This is a genomic window from Methanophagales archaeon (assembly GCA_021159465.1).
Classification (GTDB): domain Archaea; phylum Halobacteriota; class Syntropharchaeia; order Alkanophagales; family Methanospirareceae; genus G60ANME1.
In genome coordinates, this window is record JAGGRR010000166.1 from 1 (window position 1) to 17,081 (window position 17,081).

Sequence of the window (17,081 nt, forward strand, 5' to 3'; positions counted from 1 at the left end):
AGTGATGGTGAAAGTATAAAAATGGAAGCGAGAAAGGTGCAGATAACCGGGAAATTTATGTATCTCACTGCCAGTTTCTTCATCGCTGCATTCTATGGTGATTTCATTTCCGTTTATATATGATACGCGTAACTGTATTCTCGAGAGGGAAAAATTATGTAAAAAGTTTCCCTAAATGCAATAAACACACATGGAAAAAGAAGATATAGTTGACTACCTGAAAGAGTACGAAAATTTCAAACTCGCACTCATGGAGCGAGAGCTATCTGTTCCGTTAGATTCCAGTTTTGTCATATCGATAATTGGTCCGAGAAGAGCGGGAAAGACTTACTATTTATTTCAGCTTTATAGGGAAATGAGCGATTATATTTACTTAAATTTTGAAGACTCCAGACTTTACGGTGTAAAACATACTGAGTTGAGGGATATAATAAGAACTTATATCGAAATCTACGGAAAAGAGCCGGGGGCTCTCCTCCTGGATGAAATACAGAACGTAAAGAACTGGGAAATTGTCGTGCGAGAACTTCATGACCTGAAAAGGTATAGAACCTTCCTTACAGGTTCATCCTCAAAACTTCTGAGCAAAGAGATTGCCACACAGCTCAGAGGGAGAACGCTCTCCTATCTCCTGCTTCCATTCAGTTTTAGAGAATTTTCAAAGGCAAAAGGATTGAAGATAGAGAAATATATGAGCAGAGATGCGTCTGCGAGAATAAAACATTATTTGCAGGAATACATGGAATTTGGTGGATTTCCCGAAGTTGTTTTGAGTAAAGAGAAGGTAAAAATTCTGAAAGAGTATGCTGAATTAATCCTGTTCAAGGATTTTATCGAAAAGCACCAGATAAAGAACGTCGAACTTGCAAGGGTTCTGCATTCCTTCACCATTCGCAATTTTACAAACGAGATCTCTGTAAATGCCCTGTTTAACAGGGTTAAAAGCATGGGTGTGCGAGTTTCAAAAAATACTGTTTATGATTACTTATCAAAGCTGGAAGATACCGCATTTTTCTTCTTCTTGCGAAAGTACTCGGAAAAGCCACACTTGAGAGAATCCTACCCCAAAAAGATATACCTCTGTGATACAGGCTTAACAAAAACACTGAGACATTCTGAAAATAAGGGGAAATTGATAGAAAATATAGTCTTTTTAGAATTACAGAGAAAGACGAACAGTAATCCGTTACTGGAAGTATTCTACTGGAAAGACTATCAAGAGAGAGAGGTAGATTTTATAATAAAAGAGGGGACCCAAATAAATCAACTGATTCAGGTAATTTACGCATTAACGCCAGAGAACAAAAAAAGGAAAATACGCAGTTTATTGAAGGCAAGCAGAGAGCTGAACTGCAAAAATCTGCTGATGATAACGTGGGATCAAGAAGAGGACTTAAAGGAGGGGAATAAGAAGATAAAAGTAACACAACTGTGGAAGTGGTTGATAGAGCAATAGAGTAGATTTTGTCCGTCATGCAAAAAATAGAATTCCACGGCAGGAACAGAGAAATACCTTAGGAAACGGCATCTATTCGTCCTCTTCTCTTCCTCCGCCCGTCAATATAGCGCCCTCTATTAACTCAAGTATATCACTCGAATATTTTAATATATTATTATAATGTTATAACAATGGATCGAAGCAAGTCATGTGTGATAATGGTCATATAAAAGGGATAAAAGGGGAATGGAGAGGAGCGCGGTTTAGGATGCTCTTGAAAGCGCTTCACTGCCCCACCAGATGGAGAATCATCGAGTATATTGGTGAGGATACACGAAGCACAAAGGAGATACAACGTTATTTCGGTAGCAGAGGGGGGATAAACACATCGTGTCTGTATTATCACCTCTCAGAGCTCAAGAAGGCGGGGATACTCGAGGTTGCTGGCTACTTAGATGAAGGTGGTGGAGCACCAGAGAAGCTATGGAAGCTCAAGTCCCGGCAGATAGTGATTGACCTGCTTGATGGAGGTATGGATGAATGAATGAAGCTATAATAGTTAAAGCGCTTGAGAAGACTTTTAATGGGCTCAAGGCAGTTGATTGTATCTCCTTTACTGTGCATAGGGGTGAAATATTCGGCTTCCTCGGTCCAAATGGCGCAGGGAAGACCACAACAGTGCGGATGCTAACCGGTGTGATAAAGCCAGATGGAGGGAATGCGAGCGTTATGGGGTTTGATGTTGTGGCTGAGACGCTGAAGGCAAGGGAGTTGATTGGCGTTGTGCCAGAGGCAGCAAATGCATATCCAGATCTTTCTGCATGGAAGAATATGATGCTCATCGCATCGCTCTACGGAATTGGGAAACGAGAGGCGGAGATACGGACAGCAGAGCTTCTTAAGGAGTTTGGTATCTATGAGAGGCGAGATAGCAAGGTAAAGACGCTATCGAAGGGTATGAAACAGCGGCTTATGCTATCAATGGCACTTGTGAGCGACCCGGAATTGCTATTTCTTGATGAACCAACCTCGGGTCTCGATGTCATGAGTGCGAGGCTGATAAGGGAGAAGATTATTGAACTGTCGAAGGCAGGGAAGACGGTCTTCCTCACGTCCCACAACATGGGGGAAGTGAACCAGCTCTGTGAGCGAATTGGGATCATAAACCGCGGTAAGATTGTGACGATTGATAGTCCAGACAACTTGAGGCAGCGGATAGGAGGCGCGCTCGCAGTTGACGTTGTATTCAACAGGGATGCTAAGTTGGTTGTATTCCCGGATGCAATGCGTGTAAGGAATGGATACAGGCTATACACGACCGAACCACACGATACGATATGCTCACTTGTTGATTTCGCATTGCATAGTGGATTGAAGATAGTGAGCATGAATGTATGTTTTCCAACCATGGAGGACATATTTTTGAGACTCACAGGCGAAGGAGAAGGAGAAGGAGAAGGAGGTTTACATGATGATAACACAACTTAGAAAAGCATGGGCTATAACAAAAAAGGACATCCAGATGTACTACCTGAAAGGTCCGGTTGTGATATTCGGGATTTTATTCCCGCTATTCCTATTCTTAGCATTTTGTATAGATAGGAAACTATCACCTGAGTTCCTTATACCAGGACTTATTGCAATGACCCTATTCTTCACTTCCACCTCTGTATCACCCGTGATTGCACCATGGGAGACACAGATGAAGACACTCGAAAGGCTTGTCTCATGCCCCCTGACCGTCAGGACAATGATATTTGGGGATATACTCGCATCGTTCTTATTTGGGGTCGTCATATCCATCGTTCCGGTTATCATAGGTCTTGCGTTCGGCGTTTGCGTCAGGGCGCCGGTCATTCTGAGTATAGCAATAGTCATAGGTGCGTTTTCTTTCTCTTCCCTCGGACTCCTGTTCTCCACTATACCGACAGACCTTGTATCTAACGTCATGATGCTATCAACACTGGTGAAGTTCCCGCTCATCTTTATAAGTGGGGTATTCATCCCGATTGAAGCCCTTCCGCAGTGGGGTGTGGCTATCGCATCATTATCTCCGCTCACATACTTCACCGACATCGCACGATTCTCTATCAGTGGTTACTCTTACTACCCGCTATACCTGGACTTCACACTGCTTATCGTCTCTGCCGTTATCTTCCTGATGCTTTCCATAAAGTTCCACGAACGTGCACTTATAAGGCGACTATGAGAGCCGTTTTGAGAGATACTTAGCAAGTGCCACGATTGTCAGTATAGGAGGTGCACCGGGTGATGCTGGAAGGACCGACGCATCTACCACATATAACCCATCTACCTCTGTTGCCAGTTTTCCATCTACTGCAATTCCAATCCTCGCAGTCCCTCCCAGATGCGCACCTCTTAGCGGTGTGGCGACGAAGGTTCGGGGATCAACACCTGCAGCCTCCAGTATCGAACCGGCAATAGAAGCTCCTTCTGATAATTTCGCTGCATCACGACCTGTTACACCCTTGCTCACACCCGCACCTTCACCCACATTAACAACCCCCTTCTCTTCATCCTTTATCTTCACCATTATACCGATGATGTCCGCGTGAGAAGCTTTTATGCCTCTCATCGCCAGCGCTTCCACAAGATGCTTCGAGAAATGCGGTGCGAGCATGAAACCCTCCAATCTCAGGTATCCATTCATTGGCACTTCCCTGTTGAGTCCTATACCTTTGAGGATACCCCCGATTGTTATAAAAGTGTCAACGAATAGAGATCGTGAGGAGGTGGTGAGTCCGAGTTTTTCCAATAACAACGGCGTATCAATAGCGCCAGCGGAAAGAACAACTGTATCATCTGAGAATATCCGGTTCCCACACCTGACACCTTTCACTTTCCCGCTCTTCACCACCACCTCATCTACAGGTGTATTCGTAATTATCTCCGCACCCTCGCTCTGTGCCTCATGCACAAATCTCAATGCGGTCCATTTAGCACCCTCCGAGCACCCGAATACACATCTACCATCGGGTTTGCATCTATCTGCGTCTATAAACTTCGGCATTTTCTCCATCTTGAAGCCGAGACGCTCCGCAGCTTCCATAATCCGCTTTGTTCCTTCACCAAATAAAGCATCAGGTAGAACAGAGACACCGAGTTCACGTTCCACAGACTCAAATTCCGATTTTAAATCAATACCTGCTTCTCTCAATTCCGTTTCTAGGCATCTCACGCCGTTACCGGCTGATACCGTTGTGCTGCCACCCAAACATATCGCTCGCAGAACTTTCACTTCCGATTCGGTATTATTAGCGGTGTAGTATCTGAAAGCGCCATTCTCCTCTATCTCCGGTCCCCGCTCGATCAATTTCACAGGTATATGCTTAGCAGTCAGTTCTTTCGCTACTGTTGCACCTCCTGCGCCGGAACCTACAACTATTACCATTACCGTTACCGTTACAGTCCCGTTTCCGCTTTGCTCTTTAATCTCGTATAATCCTCCTCTATACGCGCCTGTATTCTCTCTATTGTATCATCAGAGAGATGCCTGAACCTGCCCTGTTTTTTTATATACTCACGTACCGGCTTCAGCTCTGATAGCTCGAAACTCAGCCGGTATTCCCCATCAATCACCTCATAAAGCGGGAAGATACCGGTCTCTACCGCTAGACGCCCCAGTTCCACTGTCAGATTCGGAGAAGCTCGCCATCCTGTGGGGCAGGGCGATAATATATGAATATAAGCAGGTCCTTCTATATCCGAACCCCTGCGCACTTTATCCATCAAATCCAGCGGATAGGAAGGGCATGCTGTTGCTACATACGGTATCCGGTGTGCAACTGCGATTTCTGGCATATTCTTCTTCCATGTCATCTGACCCAGAGGCTGCTTCTCCCCCACCGGTGCGGTGGTAGTCCATGCACCGTAAGGTGTAGCAGAAGACCGCTGTATCCCGGTATTCATATACGCCTCGTTATCGAAGCAGACATAAAGGAAATTATGACCTCGTTCCATCGCACCCGACAATGCCTGTAAGCCGATATCAGAGGTGCCACCATCGCCCGCGAAGCCGACGAATTTAACATCCTTCGGTGATATCCTGCCCTTTCGAATACGCGCTTTGTATGCAGCTTCTATGCCTGAGACCACAGCCCCTACATTCTCAAATATGGTATGTATCCATGGAACACGCCAGGAAGTCTTGGGCAGCAGTGACGAGATAATCTCTACACATCCCGTTGCATTAACGATGATCACGTTCTTGCCCAGTGCCTTACACACGAGTCGGACAGCAAGTGCTTCACCACAGCCTATACAGGCACGATGCCCGGGTGCGAAGATCTCTTCTGTCGTTACCAATCGTGGTATAAACAAATCTTCTTTATCCATATCTTTTTTTACTCCCGTATCCCAAACAACTCGGTCTTCTCTATTTCCTCCTCTCTCTTTTTCGCACGTTCCTGTGCTCGCTTTACCATGTATTTAAATTCCTCAATCGAGATATCTCTGCCACCAAGCCCACCAATGAAGCCAATGATGTGCGGCTTATTCTCCATCTGGTATAACGTGGATCTTACCTCTGAACAGACAGGACCGCCCATACCAAATGATACCGCTCTGTCCAGAACGACAATAAGCTCAACGTTCTTTACTGCATCCCTGAGCTCAGTAAATGGAAAAGGACGCCACAGGCGCAGTCTTATGAGCCCTACAGCCTCCCCTTCTTCTCGCATCTCATCCACAGCTATCATCGCCGTCTCACTGGCACTACCCATTGTCAAGAGTGCAATTCGTGCGTCTTCCATACGATACAGCTCCACAGGCGAATAATGACGTCCGAAAGCACGCCCAAAGTCATTCCATACATCTATTATCTCCGATTTCGTCTGCTCAAATGCCACTTCCTGCGCCTTCTTCGTCTCCGGGTATATAAAGGGAGGGGCATAGCAGCCCATACTCACAGGATTGTCCGGGTCTAAAACAAAAGGATGCTCATAATCAGGTATGAAATCCCTGACCGCCTCATCAGCAGGTAACTCCATATCTTCAATCACATGCGAAAGGAAGAAGCCATCAATATGAACCATTGCAGGAAACAGAACACCTTCGGCTATACGAAAAGCACAGACAGTGAGGTCAAATGCCTGCTGATTGTTCTCTGCAAACATCTGTATCCACCCTGTATCCCTGAGTGACATTGCATCCGAATGGTCGCACCAGACAGATAGCGGGGCAGACAGTGCCCTGTTAGCTGCAACAGCAACCACGGGCAATCGCATTGAAGATGGTATGTAGAGCACTTCATGCATCAATTCTAAGCCCTGACCTGCCGAGCAGGTAAAAACGCGCGCACCTGCTGCAGAAGCACCCACACATGCGCTCATCGCCGAATGTTCACTCTCAACACAGATAAACTCCGCGTCCAGCTCTCCTTCTGCGATCATCTCTGCCAATCGTTCAACGATATGAGTCTGTGGTGTGATAGGATAGGCAGCTATGACGTCTGCGTTTGCCATTCGAACCGCCTCAGCAACCGCGAAGGAACCCTCCAAACCCACTCTCCTTATCATCTCTATCTATTCATAAATCGGATCACGGCTAAAAATACTTTCGATAACCTTGAACCATTTATGGTGATATAAATAGCAAGTTTTTTTATAGCACAGCAGCAACATTAAAAAGTGATCACAGATGATAAAGATAGGATTTGTGAAGTTGGGGAATATAGCTACTTCAAGGATGGTGGACCTGTTGCTGGACGAGCGAGCAGATAGAGAGGATATAGACGTTCGAGTGCTGGGCACAGGTGCAAAGATGACGCCAGAAGTAGCAGCTGATACCGCGCGACTACTCGATTGGGACCCTGATATGGTGGTGGTGATAAGTCCAAACGCTGCTCTCCCTGGTCCCAAGCGCGCACGTAATATGGTAAGAGAGCGTGGCAAACCTTGTATTGTCATCTCCGACGGTCCAGCGAAGAAGGCTACGAATGAGCTGAAGGAGAATGGTTTTGGGTATCTGATAATACCAGGTGATCCGATGATAGGGGCAAGGCGGGAGTTTTTAGACCCTGTCGAGATGAGCATCTTCAATTCAGACGCCCTTTCGGTTCTATCTGTCACGGGTGTTATGAGATTGCTGCAGGAAGAGATTGACAGAGTTATAGAAGCGCTAAAGGCTGGTAAGGATAAGGAGGTGGAATTACCACAGATGATAGTGACAGCGGAGAAAGCAGTAGAGCGGGCTAAGTTCTCGAATCCGTATGCAAAGGCGAAGGCAATTGCCGCTTATAATATGCTGGAACGTGTAGCGGAGATGGATGCACGCGGTTGTTTTGTGATGAAGGACCCCATGGATTATATACCAATGGTGGCGGCGGCCCATGAATTACTCCGAGAAGCGTCGAAACTCGCTTTTGAAGCAAGGGAGATGGAGAAACAGGCAGATAGATTGGTTCGTGAGCCGCATTCGAGAAGTGGAGAGCTAAGGGCGAAGGAGAAACTATTAGAGAAGCCGGGTGCGTAATTCACCTCCGGCATTCAATATCTCTTCACCTCATCTTCAGTACTTCTATCCCTGGCAGATTCTTCTCCAGTAGATAGCGTAAGAATGCACCACCTGCAAGGCTGACGTGAGCGTGTGGTAACTTTTGTTTGTCTATTCCAAGAGTACTCATAGCAGCTGAGGTATGCCCGCCGCCGATGAGCGAGAAAGCATCAGAGGAAGAGAGCGCACGCAATAACTCCTCCGTACCCTTTCTGAATGCCTCACGCTCGTACCAGCCTGCTGGTCCTTTCATTATCACCGTCTTCGCTCCTTTTATCTCCTCCGCATACTCTTTCACCGTCTTCTCGCCTATATCGTACACGTTCTGCTTTGGCTTTACAGAATTAGCAGGTATCTCTTTCCTCTTACCATTCACCTCCACTGCAACATCCTTCGGGCACTTTATCCTATCTCCCCCGAGCTCCAGAATCCGCTTCGCCCTTGCCAGGTTCTCCATGAAGTTCCTGTTCCTCTTATCCTCTTCGCTCGGTTCAATTATACCGCGTGCATACAGGAATAAAGTACCAAGCGCGCCTGCGGTGAGTATCTCATTTACTTTACCTCGCTTCAATGTGTGTTCCATGACCTCAAATACCTCCTCGGACTTCACGCCACCGAGAACATAGATGCAAGGTCTCTTTATACTATGGACTGCTCTTCGCAGTGCTCTCAACTCACGCTCCATTAATCGCCCTATACCTGATTCCAGCACCTTCGGGAAGCCAACCACCGATGCATGCGACCTGTGTGCTACAGAGAAAGCATCATTTATGTAGATATCTGCGAGTGGCGCGAGCTTCTGCACGAATATTGACTTTGCATGCTCCTCCGGCGTCCTCTGAAGCGTCTCTTCCGCAAGTAGTCTCACATTATCTAATAGTAGAACTTCACCATCGCAGAGCTTTCTTATTGCATCGCGCGCCGCAGGTCCCATTATATCATCAATATACCTCAGATCTACGAAGTTCCTCAGTAATTCCGCATGCTGCTCCAGAGGTAGGAAATCCGCACCTCCTACACGACCTTGATGTGCGAGAATAACAATCTTCGCTTTTTTTGCTGAAAGTTCACGGATTGTCTTTGCATTCTCCTCTATTCGCTCCTTCATCTGCACTTTCCCGTCTACAACCACCGTGTTTATATCAGCCCTGAAGAGGATCGTCTTATCTTCCACATCGAGATCGTCAATGGTCAGGAACTCTTTTAAATCCTCATTCATTACTTTGCCCCCTTTCTATTAGCACCCCTTATCTTCTATCTGCTTCAGCATGTCCACCACTCTGCATGAATACCCCCACTCGTTGTCATACCAGGCGAGTACCTTCACCAGGTTACCGCCACGCACATTCGTGTAACCCGCATCAACAACCGCAGAATAATTCGTACCGATGTAATCCACGGATACAAGAGGCTCGTAAGTGATACTAAGGATACCTTTTAGAGAGCCCTTTGACGCCGTTTCAAAGGCTTGATTCACCACGTCCGGGCTCACTTCTCGTCCAACCTCAGCCACAAGGTCAACAATAGAAGCATCAAAAGTGGGCACACGCAGCGATATGCCATCCATCTTCCCTGCAAGAGAGGGCATTACCACTCCTATCGCCGCTGCTGCACCGGTCGTCGTCGGCACTATTGACATTGCAGCCGAACGAGCCCGTCTCAAATCACGATGTCGCCCATCAAGCAATCTTTGATCGCTTGTATATGAGTGAACGGTAGTCATGAACGCTTTTGTTATCCTAAACTCATCTTCCAGCACCTTCGCTACTGGCGCCAGGCAATTGGTGGTGCAACTGGCAAGGGATATGATATTATGTGATGCAGGGTCATACATCTCGTCATTGACTCCGGGCACTACAGTCACATCAGGGTCTTTCGCAGGTGCGGTTATTATAACCTTCTTGCAGCCAGCGGCGATATGCTTTGATGCGTCTTCACGGCTTCTGAACTTACCCGTTGATTCCACCACGACATCCACATCCAACTTGCTCCATGGTAATTTATCAGGCTCTGTCTCCGCGAATATCGGTATCTCTTTACCGTTCACTATCAGTCTGTCCTTCTCCGTCTTTATATCGCAGTCGCAGACGCCATGTACAGAATCATACTTTAACAGATGTGCCATCCAGCTCGCCTCTCCAGCATGGCTATTTATTGCCACGAAATCTATATCTGCATCATTTTTTAATGCGGCTCTAAATACTATCCTGCCTATTCTGCCCCAACCATTTATCGCTACTTTTATCATATAACTTTATTCCAGCTATTTATTAAAATATTTTTATTTTTTAATTCAATGTTTCATTTAAATGGTAGAGATGGAGATAGCATTTGATGTAGCGAATATCCCCGGTCCTGATACGGGGGAAGTTGTATCACCAGAAGTGGCAGGACGCTATATATCGAGAGCGAAGAGACCTCTACTTGTGGTTGGTTCAGAGATACTACGTGATGAGTTCTTTATACAGATAGCGATAGAAATAAGCAAAAAGGGGATACCAATTGCGGCAACGGGACACAGCATAAGGGGGCTTGTGGAGCGCGGGTATGATGGTGGTGATGGTGTTGGTGTTAGTGTTAGATATTACAACCTGCATGAACTCACCAATTGTCTAAGGGACCCAAACTGGCGCGGTCTGGATGGACAGGGCAATTATGATGTGGTTATATTCTTTGGTATTGTGTATTACTATGCATCACAGATGCTCTCATGCATAAAGAACTTTGCTATTGAGCCACTGATTCGCACGGTATCCATTGATAGATATTATCATCCACATGCGCGGATGAGCTTCAGGAATATCCCGCCAAACAGGGAGGAGGAATACAAAGCGCTGTTAAAGCGAGTGGTGAATAGTATAAGTAGATAAATAGCCGGATAGAGATAGATAAATCAGTTGATTTTTAGGCTTTTTTACCAAAACCGAACCTTTTTAGGGGATATTATTTATGTACCTAAATTCCAACCTTTAGGGCAACCTAAGGATAAGGGGGGAGGAGGCGTTAGAAATGGTAGAGAAGAAGCGGCGGATATGGGAACTGCAGCATTTCACTGTTTGTAGAATCCTGGGGCTGACTTACAATGGTGATGTGCTGAAAGGGCTGTATAAGGATTTGAAACTTGAACATAATAGTAGCATGGGTGCATACGAGATGCATCAACAGCTCATCCAGCTGTGCAGGATGCAGAGCCAGCATGCCAGGCGATTGGAACGGTTATTGGAGAAGCGATTTGCACCCTATAAAGAAGTTGCGCGGTTGGATAGTGAAGCGATATGCAGGATTATAGAAGGGGATGGAGATGAGGATGGCAAAATGGATAACGATAACAATAACAATAACCTGAAAGGGGTTCCTCTATCTGCCCTTATATGGTTTGCGGTACGTAATGCTGATGGTAATAGTGATAGTAATAGTAATGGAGACGATGGTAACAGCGGTAAAGAGATAGAATCAAGAATAGCAAGTGCTCTTCATCTGAAAGAGCACCAGGCATTGCGATTTTATGATGAACTGTCACGCAGGTCGGGTGGCAAGTCAGAGTTGGTAACGAAAGAACTGTTTGCGGCATTGGAAGCACGAGAGAAACTGCGACGTAGATGTGAGCGGCTGGAGCAAAAGAGGGATGAGTTGATTGCGGAACGTGAAAAGATAAGAGCAGAGAAGACGCAGCTTGTGCACGAGCTGGAGGAGCTGAGGCGGATGAATGAGCAATTACGGGCGAGATTGAGGGAAGCAGAAGGAGAAGCCACAGATAGAGAGGTTGAAGAGACTAAGAAAGAACTCTCGTTTTTGAGAAAGGAGCTAAGGAGGTTGAGCAAGGAGAATGCGGAATTGCTAAAGAAATCGGCATGCCACTTCAGCTTCAAAGCGGAGCGGAGGAACGTAGAGCAGGAGGAGCGCACTCACACCTGGGATTGTAGCGAATGCAACGCCAACGCTAACGCTAACACCAACGCGGAGAAGAACAACGAGCTTAGAGGTCTCCGTGTTGCTTATATTGGAGGTGTGGAATCGCTGAAGTTATGCTATAATGAGATAGCGGAGTCTTTTGGCTGCCTATTCTGTTATCACGGTGGGCATTGTATGCGTGGTAAGAAGGAGATAGAAGGGATTGTGGAGAAGAACGATGTTATATTTTGCCCGGTTGACATAAACAGCCACAATGCATGTCGAATGGTGAAAGAGGCATGCAAAATGCGAAATAAACCATGCTATTTCCTTCGCAGTTCTGGCTTGAGCGCGCTCAAGAAGGTGCTGAGTGGCTTTGAGCCCGGGTATGGAAAAAAAACATACGGTGAATAGGATGAGATGAGAATATGACATTTACGCTTCAAAAACAACTTCATGAAAAGGGGAAAAAATAATATGAGAAGCAAAAGCCTCCTATTCTATTCATGGTCTGATCATGTGTCCCGGTCCCAAACCCGGTCCAGGTCCCAATCCTGGTCCCGGCATCGTCGCCATAAACGCTGCGATTATAACTGCGTATATGATTAATGGAATAGCTATTGCAATAATCACGGCAAGAACTGCTTTTTCAGTGGATAGCCCATGAAGTTGCCGTACACCTATAATCTCCACAATAACCGCCCATATTAGTCCCACTAAGGGGATCCAGCCGAATAAACACCCCGGCGTTGCCCCATACATCACCGCCTTTAGTGTCTCTTCCACTCCTTCTCTCCCACCAAAGAGATATACCCAGATGTGAAGCCAGAGACCATCAATGAAAACACTGATTATTCCGATCATGAGCATCAGGATAAAAAAGCCCACTGCGAACAAAGGTCCCACTGCTGCCCCTAGCGCCATCATAGGAATCCCGAGCATCCCCAACATTGATGCGAACCACGAAAATGCCACTGCGACCAGGACAGAAATGATCAATGCATATATCATCAGAATAACCACGAAATACTTGAAGGCATCACCAATCGTATCGTCCTTAGAGTTGTCAAAAGTTTCCGAAGGGCTGAACAGGAACCCCCTAAGTCTTTCTCCTATACTTAATACCATTTTACGTCGCCAAAACAAAAAAGATTATATATCTTTATAAACTTTCCCTGCAAGAACGAATAATTGTTGTGAAGGTAGAATCAGGTGTATCTACGCAATAAAAGGCGGATATTAAAGATGATTACGTGAAATGAGCTATGCTAAATGTATCGCTGATATAATCAAAGAAACCGACCATCTGCTTCTTACAAGTATCGAGTATAGATACCATGTTCTCTCATGCGGCTTTTCCGACTTCGCTTCTCGTCCCGTAACTAATTTTACGTCTTACCACGGGTTAAAATTTTCGATTTTTGCTCTTGAGAACCACTTGATATTGAGCAATTACTTTTGAATTTATGGTTACACATGATTCAGTAATTGTTTTTATATAGACAGTAGTAAATCCGAACGCCCCTGCTTCCGAAAATAGTTATAACGATTATTGGTCCTCCAAAAATAGCTGAGAAAAGCAATGCTATTTTTCGATGCTTTCCTAACTATTGCGTAGTAATAGTGGCGTAATAAGGATACCTGAGGGTGCAATATACTCACTGGAGGATACAATAGCCATTATAGAGTCATAGAACTCAGCTGTCAGTTAGCCGCTTCCTAAGTCTAATCCGTCCTTGACGGTAGTATTTCGCGAGCATCAATAGCGTGAGCTATCGGCATTTTAAACGTTTTCTATGCGTCAATAGGGATAAAATCATACCTCTTATGTCATTTTGGTATACGAAGTGAAACAACACCTTCCTGGCTCTACCCTCTTTTAAATTTAATACGTAATTGCCCCCTTTATCCCTTAAATCTTTTATAGGTAGCCCGCTAACATGTTTAAAGAGGCGATGTGCGCTCGGAATTCCATAGTTTCGGAAGTACAGCAAAAAGAAAGCTTTACTAAAGAAATATTATACTCATACTTTAACTTTATATACAATCAAAAACCCGTGAGAATATGATTGGTCGTAGCGCCTCTGATGAAATATATTCGATCTATGAGTCTATCAAACCCGCGATAATAGCCAGACTGGAGGAATTCCGAGAGCTGAAGGATAGAGGCAGTGAGGAAGAGATATTCAAAGAACTTGTATTCTGCCTGCTCACACCACAATCGAGAGCAGAACTCTGCTGGACCGCGGTAGAGAACCTTGCTAAGCAGAATCTGCTATTAACGGGTGATAGCGAATCAATCGCGAATAGCTTGATAGGCGTGAGGTTTAAAGCCACCAAAGCACAATACATCATAGAGGCAAGGCGTAAATTCATGGTTGATGGAGAGCTAAGGCTAAAAAACAGGCTATGTGGATTTAATGATGTTAGAGGCGCAAGAGATTGGCTGGCTGGCAATGTGCAAGGACTTGGCTATAAAGAGGCGAGCCATCTGCTGCGAAACATAGGGTTGGGAACCGATCTTGCGATTCTTGATAGACATATCCTGAAGAATTTGAAGTTGTTAGGAGTGATAGAGGAGATACCGGCGAGTTTGTCCAGACGGAGATACCTTGAGCTCGAACGAGAGATGAAAGATTTCTCTGAGCGGATTCATATACCATTATCGCACTTGGATTTCGTGTTATGGTATAAAGAGACGGGAATAGTGTTCAAATAGCACCAATAAATATTTAGTAGAGAGATAATGCGAAAGGTGTGGGGATAAAGGGAAGAAAGACGCCGGGGACTGAGTGCAAAAGAGGGAAAGGATAAAAAATAGGATGGGATAAAAATGAAAGACACAAAGAAAAGTTTGTGGCATGAAGGCAGTTTGATGATAGGGGTGTCCTCCTCCGCTATGAGTATTGCTATTCACCCCATAGGCATTTTTTATTTTATTGTGTTTGTGGTTTTACTCCTGCTTGTGATTTTGATCTGGAGATATTGGAGGAAGAAAAAGTATTAAGTAAAAGCAAGATATCTGGTGTAGAATTAATTATTATGCAAATGAAGATATCTCCAGCTCATGTAACTATAAGTACAGCATCTTCAGACGTTGGAGCGGGTTATCAGATATTTGGAAAGTGGGCATGGTGTATGACAGACAAATCGTATTTGGGTAGAGTTTGGAGTCGCACCGAGAGTGTTCAGTATTTAAAGAACAATGCGAAAGAGTGGCATGTAATGCACCAGTATGAAACAGACGCTTGGGGCAATATTAAAGCCGAAAATGCAATACTATTGATGAGAGATGACGGAAGCAACCTGTGCCTTTCTTCAGTTCATCAGGGGGCATCAAACTGACGAGTATAAATTTATCTAGCGAATCATGATATAAGCATCGGAATACGTCCAGAGCAAATAGTTCCGGTTCACGAGAATATAACAAGATTTACATTTGGATGTAAAAATGAAGCACCGGATAGCACTTGGAATAATTTCTACAAGTTAACAATCACGGCAGTGTCTTAGTAATTAGTAATATCCTCTTCCGTACTTCCTCTTCTAGTACCCCCGCGCTCATCTTCTTCTCCGCCACTCCTTGCTCTATCGCCTTCATACCCACTGCCACCGCCTCACGCACATACATCTCGCGCTCTTCCATCTTTGGAATTATGTAATCTTCGCTTATGCCTTTCTCTTCCGCATAGCTCGCTATTGCATCTGCTGCCGCTATGCACATCTCGTCCGTTATACACGTTGCACGTACATCCAAAGCGCCCCTGAAGACTGCGGGGAAACCCAACGAGTTATTTACCTGATTCTCAAAATCTGACCGCCCGGTAGCAACAATCCTTGCACCTGCTTCTTTCGCTTCCCATGGCATTATCTCTGGTACTGGGTTCGCACATGTGAATACAATCGCATTATCTGCCATATCCGCAACCCATTCCTTCTTTATGACGCCAGGTCCAGGTGTAGAGAGCGCAATACAGACATCAGTATCGCGCATTGCCTCTCTTATACCGCCACTTCTCCCTTCTTTGTTCGTCTTCTCGCACATCTCCCACTTGTTTTTATCGCTCTTAACGTCTTTCCTGTCCAAATTCAATATCCCCCTGCTATCCACCATTATCATATTCCCGTATTTCGCACCTGCCATGCCCACATATCTGGCAACGTTCATATTTGCAGCTCCTGCACCTATCAGCGATATCGTTACATCGCTCAGGTTCTTACCCACCACCTTCAACGCGTTTATCAATCCCGCAAGTATCACCAGTGCAGTGCCCTGCTGGTCATCATGCCATACTGGCATATTCAATTCTTCCTTTAATCTCTCCAGTATGTAATAGCACTTTGGACTCTCTATGTCCTCTAAATTCACACCGCCAAACGAGGGTGCTATCTCTTTCACCACTGTTATTATCTCGTCCGCATCCTTCGTCGCCAGACAAACAGGGAACGCATCCACGCCACCTAAATACTTGAACAGCATTGCTTTACCTTCCATCACCGGCAGTGCCGCTTCCGCACCCACATCTCCTAACCCCAATACCCGCGTCCCATCCGTGACTATCGCAACGAAATTACCCTTGTTCGTGTACTCGTACACGCGTTCCCGGCTGTTCTTTATCGCCATGCTCGGCTTTGCCACACCCGGCGTATACCATATCGCGAAATCATTATAACTCCGAACCGGTGCCTTTAACCCTATCTCTATTTTGCCTCGATAGCGTGCATGATATTCCAGTGCATCAGCATCAGGATCGTTCATCTCTTTTTCACCCTTAGAAATCAGATTAAAGTGCCACAAAAAATATCTCAATTAAATTATAAGATAAAAAGATAAAAGTTTTTGATTTTCTTTCTATCCTTTTTTCATTTATTTTCACCTCTTAGGGAGACATACGTGGTCGCAACACCATTGGTTTCCTAAGTCGCAACAGTAGTCCACACATATACAATAAGCGAGTGTGCATGAACCACCGCATGCTGAGATGCATCCGAGGCAAAGTGGCCAACTTATCGGCGTTGAGCATGTTGGTACACATGCAAGACACACCCCTAAACATATATCACCGCTACTTGAACTTCAATTAGGCCATTCTCTGTCGCATCCGCATGACTTAGGATCGTATGCAATCGCAGGCGTTATAGCCGCTGTCATCAATATTGCCATCACAAACACTGCGCCAATTGCTACTATACTTCCCCTTCTATTTCCCTTTTACTTCATCTTTTCCATATCACCTCC

At 45.3% G+C, this 17,081-nt stretch carries 16 protein-coding genes; 9 read left to right on the forward strand and 7 right to left on the reverse strand.

Annotated features, from left to right (window positions below; genetic code table 11):
* The first annotated feature begins 190 nt into the window (after positions 1-190).
* The 4 genes from J7J01_07225 (at position 191) to J7J01_07240 (ending at position 3,647) form a co-directional block, all read left to right on the forward strand.
* Positions 191-1,456 carry an ATP-binding protein gene (locus J7J01_07225; GenBank protein MCD6210663.1) on the forward strand — a complete coding sequence of 422 codons (1,266 nt, stop codon included), beginning with the start codon at positions 191-193 and terminating at the stop codon, positions 1,454-1,456.
* Positions 1,457-1,706: 250 nt separating this feature from the next.
* The gene (locus J7J01_07230; GenBank protein ID MCD6210664.1) at positions 1,707-1,982 is read left to right on the forward strand and encodes a winged helix-turn-helix transcriptional regulator; all 276 of its coding nucleotides are present in this window, start codon (positions 1,707-1,709) and stop codon (positions 1,980-1,982) included.
* Entirely contained in the window at positions 1,979-2,926 is a 948-nt protein-coding gene (locus J7J01_07235) for an ATP-binding cassette domain-containing protein (protein ID MCD6210665.1), read from the forward strand. Before J7J01_07230 ends, J7J01_07235 begins: the two co-directional genes overlap by 4 nt.
* The gene (locus J7J01_07240) at positions 2,907-3,647 is read left to right on the forward strand and encodes an ABC transporter permease (protein ID MCD6210666.1); all 741 of its coding nucleotides are present in this window, start codon (positions 2,907-2,909) and stop codon (positions 3,645-3,647) included. The genes J7J01_07235 and J7J01_07240 overlap by 20 nt, the downstream gene beginning before the upstream one ends.
* Here J7J01_07240 and J7J01_07245 read toward each other — a convergent pair.
* Genes J7J01_07245 through J7J01_07255 form a run of 3 tightly spaced genes read right to left on the reverse strand, consistent with a single transcriptional unit; the run spans position 3,642 to position 6,975 of the window.
* Positions 3,642-4,850 (reverse strand): GMC family oxidoreductase, encoded by a 1,209-nt coding sequence (locus J7J01_07245; protein MCD6210667.1) that lies wholly within the window; start codon positions 4,848-4,850, stop codon positions 3,642-3,644. The genes J7J01_07240 and J7J01_07245 overlap by 6 nt on opposite strands.
* Before the next feature lie 11 nt (positions 4,851-4,861).
* A complete protein-coding gene (locus tag J7J01_07250) occupies positions 4,862-5,794 on the reverse strand; it encodes a pyruvate synthase subunit beta (GenBank protein MCD6210668.1) in 933 nt (310 codons plus the stop codon).
* An 8-nt stretch (positions 5,795-5,802) separates the two neighbouring features.
* Positions 5,803-6,975, reverse strand: a complete 1,173-nt coding sequence (locus J7J01_07255) for a hypothetical protein (GenBank protein MCD6210669.1) — start codon at positions 6,973-6,975, stop codon at positions 5,803-5,805.
* A 121-nt stretch (positions 6,976-7,096) separates the two neighbouring features.
* Here J7J01_07255 and J7J01_07260 point away from each other — a divergent pair, with 121 nt between their 5' ends.
* A complete protein-coding gene (locus J7J01_07260; GenBank protein MCD6210670.1) occupies positions 7,097-7,930 on the forward strand; it encodes a F420-dependent methylenetetrahydromethanopterin dehydrogenase in 834 nt (277 codons plus the stop codon).
* 25 nt (positions 7,931-7,955) lie between these two features.
* Here the strand turns inward: J7J01_07260 and pgk are convergent, their stop codons facing one another.
* Both pgk and gap read right to left on the reverse strand, forming a co-directional pair.
* Complete coding sequence (pgk, locus tag J7J01_07265) at positions 7,956-9,170, reverse strand: phosphoglycerate kinase (GenBank protein MCD6210671.1); 1,215 nt, start codon at positions 9,168-9,170, stop codon at positions 7,956-7,958.
* Positions 9,171-9,188: 18 nt separating this feature from the next.
* Positions 9,189-10,199: a type I glyceraldehyde-3-phosphate dehydrogenase gene (gap, locus tag J7J01_07270; GenBank protein ID MCD6210672.1), complete on the reverse strand. Its 1,011-nt coding sequence runs from the start codon at positions 10,197-10,199 to the stop codon at positions 9,189-9,191.
* Positions 10,200-10,269: 70 nt separating this feature from the next.
* On the opposite strand from gap, the gene cdhB reads away from it, so the two are divergent.
* Complete coding sequence (cdhB, locus tag J7J01_07275; GenBank protein ID MCD6210673.1) at positions 10,270-10,821, forward strand: CO dehydrogenase/acetyl-CoA synthase complex subunit epsilon; 552 nt, start codon at positions 10,270-10,272, stop codon at positions 10,819-10,821.
* A 139-nt stretch (positions 10,822-10,960) separates the two neighbouring features.
* Positions 10,961-12,256, forward strand: coding sequence for a DUF2325 domain-containing protein (locus J7J01_07280; GenBank protein ID MCD6210674.1), 1,296 nt, complete (start codon positions 10,961-10,963; stop codon positions 12,254-12,256).
* A 90-nt stretch (positions 12,257-12,346) separates the two neighbouring features.
* On the opposite strand, the gene J7J01_07285 is transcribed toward J7J01_07280, so the two are convergent.
* Entirely contained in the window at positions 12,347-12,970 is a 624-nt protein-coding gene (locus tag J7J01_07285; protein MCD6210675.1) for a YIP1 family protein, read from the reverse strand.
* Positions 12,971-13,907: 937 nt separating this feature from the next.
* Here J7J01_07285 and J7J01_07290 point away from each other — a divergent pair.
* Both J7J01_07290 and J7J01_07295 read left to right on the forward strand, forming a co-directional pair.
* The gene (locus tag J7J01_07290) at positions 13,908-14,561 is read left to right on the forward strand and encodes an N-glycosylase/DNA lyase (GenBank protein ID MCD6210676.1); all 654 of its coding nucleotides are present in this window, start codon (positions 13,908-13,910) and stop codon (positions 14,559-14,561) included.
* A 266-nt stretch (positions 14,562-14,827) separates the two neighbouring features.
* Positions 14,828-15,187 (forward strand): hypothetical protein, encoded by a 360-nt coding sequence (locus tag J7J01_07295; GenBank protein MCD6210677.1) that lies wholly within the window; start codon positions 14,828-14,830, stop codon positions 15,185-15,187.
* 151 nt (positions 15,188-15,338) lie between these two features.
* On the opposite strand, the gene J7J01_07300 is transcribed toward J7J01_07295, so the two are convergent.
* Positions 15,339-16,601: an NADP-dependent malic enzyme gene (locus J7J01_07300; GenBank protein MCD6210678.1), complete on the reverse strand. Its 1,263-nt coding sequence runs from the start codon at positions 16,599-16,601 to the stop codon at positions 15,339-15,341.
* Positions 16,602-17,081 lie beyond the last annotated feature (480 nt).

Coding starts and splice junctions, on each gene's coding strand:
- J7J01_07225 (MCD6210663.1), top strand. CDS start 191: ATGGAAAAAGAAGATATAGTTGACTACCTGAAAGAGTACGAAAATTTC.
- J7J01_07230 (MCD6210664.1), top strand. CDS start 1,707: ATGCTCTTGAAAGCGCTTCACTGCCCCACCAGATGGAGAATCATCGAG.
- J7J01_07235 (MCD6210665.1), top strand. CDS start 1,979: ATGAATGAAGCTATAATAGTTAAAGCGCTTGAGAAGACTTTTAATGGG.
- J7J01_07240 (MCD6210666.1), top strand. CDS start 2,907: ATGATGATAACACAACTTAGAAAAGCATGGGCTATAACAAAAAAGGAC.
- J7J01_07245 (MCD6210667.1), bottom strand. CDS start 4,850: ATGGTAATAGTTGTAGGTTCCGGCGCAGGAGGTGCAACAGTAGCGAAA.
- J7J01_07250 (MCD6210668.1), bottom strand. CDS start 5,794: ATGGATAAAGAAGATTTGTTTATACCACGATTGGTAACGACAGAAGAG.
- J7J01_07255 (MCD6210669.1), bottom strand. CDS start 6,975: ATGATAAGGAGAGTGGGTTTGGAGGGTTCCTTCGCGGTTGCTGAGGCG.
- J7J01_07260 (MCD6210670.1), top strand. CDS start 7,097: ATGATAAAGATAGGATTTGTGAAGTTGGGGAATATAGCTACTTCAAGG.
- pgk (MCD6210671.1), bottom strand. CDS start 9,170: ATGAATGAGGATTTAAAAGAGTTCCTGACCATTGACGATCTCGATGTG.
- gap (MCD6210672.1), bottom strand. CDS start 10,199: ATGATAAAAGTAGCGATAAATGGTTGGGGCAGAATAGGCAGGATAGTA.
- cdhB (MCD6210673.1), top strand. CDS start 10,270: ATGGAGATAGCATTTGATGTAGCGAATATCCCCGGTCCTGATACGGGG.
- J7J01_07280 (MCD6210674.1), top strand. CDS start 10,961: ATGGTAGAGAAGAAGCGGCGGATATGGGAACTGCAGCATTTCACTGTT.
- J7J01_07285 (MCD6210675.1), bottom strand. CDS start 12,970: ATGGTATTAAGTATAGGAGAAAGACTTAGGGGGTTCCTGTTCAGCCCT.
- J7J01_07290 (MCD6210676.1), top strand. CDS start 13,908: ATGATTGGTCGTAGCGCCTCTGATGAAATATATTCGATCTATGAGTCT.
- J7J01_07300 (MCD6210678.1), bottom strand. CDS start 16,601: ATGAACGATCCTGATGCTGATGCACTGGAATATCATGCACGCTATCGA.